We start from the raw sequence: 5,654 nt of genomic DNA on the forward strand, positions 1-5,654 counted from the left end.
GCCGGCGGACCTGTTCGGCTGAGGCCGTCGCGAGGATGGCCCGCTCGCGCCTGCCTCCTCGCCGCCAAACGCGCTGGTCCGAGCCGCCGGCGGGCGACCGCACGAGCTGGTTCATCCCGCCACTACAAAGCGGAACCTGGCATGGCGAGCCGCATTCCTGGACGTCCTGGTCCGAGCAGGTTCCGATGCGCTTGCCCCGCGCAGAGGCCATCGCCCTAGTCCGCCGTGACGGCGAAGGGATGTGGCGGCTCTGGTCGGAGGTCGAACTGGTCTGCGGGCCCTTCGAAAAGGCGCGCGGACACGGCGGCGTAGTCCTCTGGCGCCCGCCGCCCTGGCCCTCGGTGTCAGCATGGCTTCGGCTACGCGACGAATTCACCCCGCCCGAGTGGACGCCCGAGGATCAGCCCAGTCAGATTTGATGCCTGTCAACGTGGTGGAAGCCGGTTCGGCGGCAGAATCTCGCCCCGAATCAATGGGTCGTAAGTTGAAGCCTCCAGCTCCTACCCCGTAATCGCCCCGTCGTTTTCTTCGCCGGTGCGGATGCGGATCGCGCTCTCCAGGTCGAGCACGAAGATCTTTCCGTCGCCGATCTTGTTGGTGTTGGCGCTCGCCTTGATCGCGTCGATCACGGCGGCGGCGATGTCATCCGGCGCCGCGATCTCCAGCTTCACCTTGGGCAGCAGCTTCACCTCGTACTCGGCGCCGCGATAGACTTCGGTCTTGCCCTTCTGACGGCCATAGCCGCGGACTTCGGTGACCGTGAGCCCGGAGGCGCCGGCCTCGGTGACAGCGTCGAGCACGGCGTCGAGGCGGCTGGGCTTGATGATCGCGATGATCAGTTTCATGGGCCGAGCGTCTCCGAAGCGGGAACAGGGATTGTAGCTAAGACCTTCCCTGGCCCGGCGCCAAGGGCGTTGGCGGCGGCTCCCGCGCAGCCGGGGCTCCGGCCGGGGCCGGCGCCAGCACCGGACGGCGCGGCGCGACCCGCGCCCGGGAGGCCTTGGGCTTGACCGCAAAGGTCTGTTTCACGGCCTCCATGAGCAACACGCCGGAAAGCCCCGGCCAGAGGCGAGACCCCACCTGCTCAAAGGGATCGGCCCATCGCGCCATCCAGCCGACCGGCGGCACATAGAGCGCCCGGGTCCAGCCGGAGGGCTCCAGGTCGGCGGCGCGGAGAAGCTCGCCCAGCTGTCGCCGCGAATAGGGTCGGCCGTGTCCGAACGGGGTGGTCTCGGCATTGGCCCAGGGCCCGTTGCGCGCCGCCACCATCACGATCGCCCGACCCGATGGCGCCAGCACCCGCCACACCTCACGCAGCAGGCTCACCGGATCGTCGCTCTCCTCCAGGCCGTGGGCGACCAGGATTCTGTCGAACAGCGCATGGGTGAAGGGCAGCTGGTCCTCAGGCGCCAGCATGGCCAGGTTCGGGCCGCCGGCCGGCCACACCTCAACACCCTGCTGCGCCGGCATGGCGCTGACCACCCGACGCGCCCGAGGGATCAGGTGGTCGACAAACGGCGTCGCATAGCCGGCCGCCAGCACATCGAGTCCGACGGGATCGCCCCAGGCCTCGGTCAGCTTGCGCGAGACCATGTCCCGCGCCGCCCGGCCCAGAGGGGTGGCGTAGAACTGGCGCAACTCGAGCACATCGCGACGCATGGGATCAGGAACTAGGCTCGACGCCCGCCCAGCGCCAGCCTAGATCGAGCCTGGAGTTCGCCGGAGGTCCGCCCATGCCGCTCACCGTCCACCAGTTCGCCTGCCTTTCCGACAACTACGGCTTCCTCATTCGGGATGACGCGACGGGCAAGACCGCCTGCATCGACACGCCGGACGCGGCTGCGATCCTGGCGGAGTTGAAGCGCCTCGGCTGGGGGCTCGACCTGATCCTCAACACCCACTGGCATCCTGACCACGCCGGCGGCAACGCCGAGATCCAGGCGGCGACCGGTTGCCGGATTGTCGGCCCCAAGGAGGTGACCCGCATCGCCCCGCTCGACCGCGAGGTTTCGGGCGGCGACATCGTCGAACTCGGCGAGACCCGCCTCGAGGTGATCGAGAGCGGCGGCCACACGCTCGGCCACATCGCCTTTCACGACCCGGTCTCCGGCAAGGCCTTTGTCGGCGACACGCTGTTCGCACTGGGCTGCGGGCGGCTGTTCGAGGGCACGGCGGAGCAGATGTGGGCCAGCCTCTCGCGTCTGGCGGCCCTGCCGGACGACACAGCGGTCTATTGCGCGCATGAATACACCGCGTCGAATGCGCGCTTTGCGCTTTCGGTGGACGCCTCGCCCGAGCTCAAAGCGAGGTCGGAGGCGATCTTCGCGGCCCGCGAGCGCGGCGAGTGGACCGTGCCCACCACCATCGGCCTGGAAAAGGCCACCAACCCCTTCCTGCGCGCCGGCAGCGCTCAGGCTTTCGCCGCGGTGCGGACCGCCAAGGACAACTTCAAGGGTTGAGGCGAGCCTTCAGGTCAGGGCCGAGAACATCAGCGTCACCAGGGCGATCTCGGACAGGCGGACCAGAAACATGAGCATGTCGAGCGTCCTTGGTGGGGCGGATCGAACGTGGTTAAGCAAGTCTGGCGCCACCCGGATTCCAGCCCATGGCCCTGTTCTTCGACGCCCCCTGGTTTGACGCCCGCCTCTCGGAGCGCGGCCTGTCCCGCGCGGCGATGGCCGCTGTCGCCGGCCTGAGCGAGGCGGAGCTCGCGCTGGTCTTCAAGGATCAGAAGGAACTTTCCGCCGGGCAGGTGGCGGCGTTTGCCGAGCTGCTGGGCGAGACGCCGGCCGAGGTCGCCCGCCACGCCGGAGTGTCGACGCCGACTCCAGGCCAGGACGCGGTCGCGCGGATCGCGAACTTGGAGCGGCGGGTGGCGGCGCTGGAGGCGGCGGTGCGCCGGCTCTCCGGTCAGACCTGAGCGCGGGTGGTCGAACCCTTGGCGGCGCGGCGATCGTAGCGGCCCGACCATTCCACACGATTGTAGGCGGACTGGGCGGCTTCAATCACGGTCGGCCCGCCCCGCAGGCCGCGCGTCGTCCCATCCTGACCCATCAGCTGCGCGGCCAACTCGGATTCGCCCCGCGCCGGGCTGTCGGAATAGGCGCGACCTGACACGCCGGCCGGCTGCGACGGCGGGGCGGGCGGGGGCGGCGCATGCGGGCGCGGCGCCTCCAGGGCCAGGGGCCTGCGCACAAAGGCCGATCGCGCGATCCGGTCAATCCGGGACATCATGCCTCCGCGCCTGCAACCGGCGCGCCACGTTTCAGCTCTTGGCCAGCCGGTCGAGCTGGGCCTGCATCTCCGCCATCTGCTTGCGCAGCGCCGTGAGCGCCTCGTCGGTCTCGGGCTTGGCCGGCGGCGCGGTGGGCGCGGGCTCCTCGGCGCGCGCCTGGGGCGCAAAGCTAAAGGGCGAGAACATCTTCATGGCGCGATCGAAAAGCGCCATGTTCTGACGGATCTGGTCCTCGTAGGCGCCCATGCCGCCGACCTGTCCAAAGCTCGCCATCTGCTGGCGCATCCGCTCCTGCTGCTGGGTGAAGCTCGACAGCGAAAGCTCAAGATAGCTGGGCAGGAACGCCTGCATGGAATTGCCGTAGAAGCTGATCAACTGGCGCAGAAACTGGATCGGCAGGAGGTTCTGGCCCGCGCTCTTTTCCTCTTCCTCGAAGATGATCTGGGTCAGGACCGTGCGCGTGATTTCCTCGTTGGTCTTGGCGTCGAAAACCACGAAATCGACGCCCTGCTTCACCATCTCCGAGAGATGTTCGAGCGTCACGTAGCTGGACGAGGCGGTGTTATAGAGCCGCCGGTTCGCGTACTTCTTGATGACGACACGTTCCGCCGCCTTCGGCGCGCCCGCCGCTCCGGTTTCCGCCATCCCTGATCCTTGTTCCGGCCTTTGAAGACTCGCGACCGTTCCGCACTGCAGTATCGCGGATGCGAGCGGCTTGGCAAATGACATCCGCCGGGAGCCTGACGCCTCAGGCGGATCCGGCCGTCAGAGATCAAGCCGAGCCGCGCGGTCAGGAAGCCGGGCGGACTTCGACGATCCGATGTCCTGCTCTGATCGCATCTTACGCTAGTGACTTGCCCTCCCTGGGTCCGCGGGGAATAGATGCCGGCAAGTCCGTTTCAGGCCCACTCTTCGGGGAGATCGCCCATATGACCGACGTCGTCATCGTTTCCGCCGTCCGTACGCCCGTCGGCTCGTTCAACGGCGCCCTTTCCAGCCTGCCCGCGCATGAGCTCGGCAAGGTCGCCATCCAGGCCGCGGTCGAGCGCGCCGGCATCGCCGCCGCCGACGTGGACGAGGTGGTGCTTGGCCAGGTGCTGCAGGCCGGCGCCGGCCAGGGCCCCGCGCGCCAGGCGGCGGTCAACGCCGGTATCCCGATCGAGAGCCCCGCCTGGAGCCTGAACCAGCTCTGCGGCTCCGGCCTGCGGGCGGTGGCGCTCGGCGCCCAGCAGATCCTCGACGGCTCGGCCGGGATCGTCATCGCCGGGGGCCAGGAGAGCATGAGCCAGTCGCCGCACGCCCAGCAGCTGCGCGGCGGCCAGAAGATGGGCGACCTGGCTTTGGTCGACACCATGATCAAGGACGGCCTGATCGACTCGTTCCACGGCTATCACATGGGTCAGACGGCCGAGAACATCGCCGCCCGCTGGCAGATCACCCGCGAGGACCAGGACAAGTTCGCCGTCACCTCGCAGAACCGCGCCGAGGCCGCCCAGAAGGCCGGCAAGTTCAAGGACGAGATCGCGCCGGTCACGATCAAGGGCCGCAAGGGCGACACGATCGTGTCCGACGACGAGTACATCCGCCACGGAGCGACCCTGGAAGCGATGTCGGGCCTGCGCCCGGCGTTCAACAAGGAAGGCTCGGTCACTGCGGCCAATGCCTCCGGCCTGAACGACGGCGCCGCCGCCCTGGTGCTGATGAGCGGCGATGAAGCCCGGAAGCGCGGGCTGAAGCCGCTGGCCCGCATTGCCTCGTGGGCCCATGCTGGCGTCGAGCCCGAGATCATGGGCACAGGCCCGATCCCGGCCAGCCGCAAGGCGCTGGAAAAGGCCGGCTGGAAGGTCTCCGACCTCGACCTGATCGAGTCCAACGAGGCTTTCGCGGCCCAAGCGCTGTGCGTCGTACGCGAGCTGGGTCTCGATCCGGCCAAGGTCAATGTGAACGGCGGCGCCATCGCCATCGGCCACCCGATCGGCGCCTCGGGCGCTCGTATCCTGACCACCTTGCTGCACGAGATGAAGCGCACCGGCGCCGCCAAGGGCCTCGCCACGCTTTGCGTCGGCGGCGGCATGGGCGTGGCCATGTGCGTCGAGAAGGTCTGACCGACATCAACCCCCGACATGCCGGGGTCGAGAACCAGGGAGCGAAACACATGGCGAGGGTGGCTTTGGTCACGGGCGGGACCCGGGGGATCGGGCGCGCGATCTGCGAACGGCTGAAGGCCGACGGCATGCTGGTCGCGGCGGGCTACTCCGGCAACGCTGAGGCGGCCGAGGCCTGCGCCCGCGAGCTCGACATCATGGTGGTCAAGGGCAACGTCGGAAACTACGCCGACTGCCTCCACGCCGCCCAGGCGGTCGAGAAGCAGCTCGGCCCCATCGACGTGCTGGTCAACAACGCCGGCATCACGCGCGAC

Annotated in this window: 9 protein-coding genes; 5 read left to right on the forward strand and 4 right to left on the reverse strand. The window is 68.7% G+C overall.

The genetic code is table 11. The features are described 5' to 3' along the window. A partial coding sequence (locus ACIQ3R_RS14520; RefSeq protein WP_397419575.1) for a hypothetical protein occupies positions 1-419 on the forward strand: 419 nt, incomplete at its 5' end. 81 nt (positions 420-500) lie between these two features. Here the strand turns inward: ACIQ3R_RS14520 and ACIQ3R_RS14525 are convergent. Further along, on the reverse strand, positions 501-845 hold the full coding sequence (locus ACIQ3R_RS14525; RefSeq protein ID WP_397419576.1) for a P-II family nitrogen regulator: 345 nt from the start codon (positions 843-845) through the stop codon (positions 501-503). Between the two features lie 37 nt (positions 846-882). Beyond that, entirely contained in the window at positions 883-1,659 is a 777-nt protein-coding gene (locus ACIQ3R_RS14530) for a class I SAM-dependent methyltransferase (RefSeq protein WP_397419577.1), read from the reverse strand. A 74-nt stretch (positions 1,660-1,733) separates the two neighbouring features. Between ACIQ3R_RS14530 and gloB the strand changes: the two genes are divergently transcribed. Beyond that, positions 1,734-2,459: a hydroxyacylglutathione hydrolase gene (gloB, locus tag ACIQ3R_RS14535; RefSeq protein ID WP_397419578.1), complete on the forward strand. Its 726-nt coding sequence runs from the start codon at positions 1,734-1,736 to the stop codon at positions 2,457-2,459. A gap of 146 nt (positions 2,460-2,605) precedes the next feature. Then, positions 2,606-2,920 carry a helix-turn-helix domain-containing protein gene (locus ACIQ3R_RS14540; RefSeq protein WP_397419579.1) on the forward strand — a complete coding sequence of 105 codons (315 nt, stop codon included), beginning with the start codon at positions 2,606-2,608 and terminating at the stop codon, positions 2,918-2,920. Here ACIQ3R_RS14540 and ACIQ3R_RS14545 read toward each other — a convergent pair. Beyond that, on the reverse strand, positions 2,911-3,234 hold the full coding sequence (locus ACIQ3R_RS14545) for a hypothetical protein (RefSeq protein ID WP_397419580.1): 324 nt from the start codon (positions 3,232-3,234) through the stop codon (positions 2,911-2,913). The two genes, ACIQ3R_RS14540 and ACIQ3R_RS14545, sit on opposite strands and share 10 nt — an antisense overlap. A gap of 31 nt (positions 3,235-3,265) precedes the next feature. Next, on the reverse strand, positions 3,266-3,880 hold the full coding sequence (gene phaR, locus ACIQ3R_RS14550) for a polyhydroxyalkanoate synthesis repressor PhaR (RefSeq protein WP_397419581.1): 615 nt from the start codon (positions 3,878-3,880) through the stop codon (positions 3,266-3,268). Positions 3,881-4,164: 284 nt separating this feature from the next. Between phaR and ACIQ3R_RS14555 the strand changes: the two genes are divergently transcribed. Together ACIQ3R_RS14555 and ACIQ3R_RS14560 are read left to right on the forward strand one after the other, a co-directional pair. Next, entirely contained in the window at positions 4,165-5,340 is a 1,176-nt protein-coding gene (locus ACIQ3R_RS14555; protein WP_397419582.1) for an acetyl-CoA C-acetyltransferase, read from the forward strand. Between the two features lie 50 nt (positions 5,341-5,390). Further along, positions 5,391-5,654, forward strand: a 264-nt coding sequence (locus ACIQ3R_RS14560; protein WP_397419583.1) for an SDR family NAD(P)-dependent oxidoreductase, incomplete at its 3' end; no start/stop codon positions are given.

Source organism: Phenylobacterium sp. (assembly GCF_044371015.1).
In the GTDB taxonomy this organism is placed as follows: domain Bacteria; phylum Pseudomonadota; class Alphaproteobacteria; order Caulobacterales; family Caulobacteraceae; genus Phenylobacterium.

Bases quoted from the DNA above. Each gene is read 5' to 3' on its own strand.
- ACIQ3R_RS14525 (WP_397419576.1), bottom strand. From the start codon at position 845: ATGAAACTGATCATCGCGATCATCAAGCCCAGCCGCCTCGACGCCGTG.
- ACIQ3R_RS14530 (WP_397419577.1), bottom strand. From the start codon at position 1,659: ATGCGTCGCGATGTGCTCGAGTTGCGCCAGTTCTACGCCACCCCTCTG.
- gloB (WP_397419578.1), top strand. From the start codon at position 1,734: ATGCCGCTCACCGTCCACCAGTTCGCCTGCCTTTCCGACAACTACGGC.
- ACIQ3R_RS14540 (WP_397419579.1), top strand. From the start codon at position 2,606: ATGGCCCTGTTCTTCGACGCCCCCTGGTTTGACGCCCGCCTCTCGGAG.
- ACIQ3R_RS14545 (WP_397419580.1), bottom strand. From the start codon at position 3,234: ATGATGTCCCGGATTGACCGGATCGCGCGATCGGCCTTTGTGCGCAGG.
- phaR (WP_397419581.1), bottom strand. From the start codon at position 3,880: ATGGCGGAAACCGGAGCGGCGGGCGCGCCGAAGGCGGCGGAACGTGTC.
- ACIQ3R_RS14555 (WP_397419582.1), top strand. From the start codon at position 4,165: ATGACCGACGTCGTCATCGTTTCCGCCGTCCGTACGCCCGTCGGCTCG.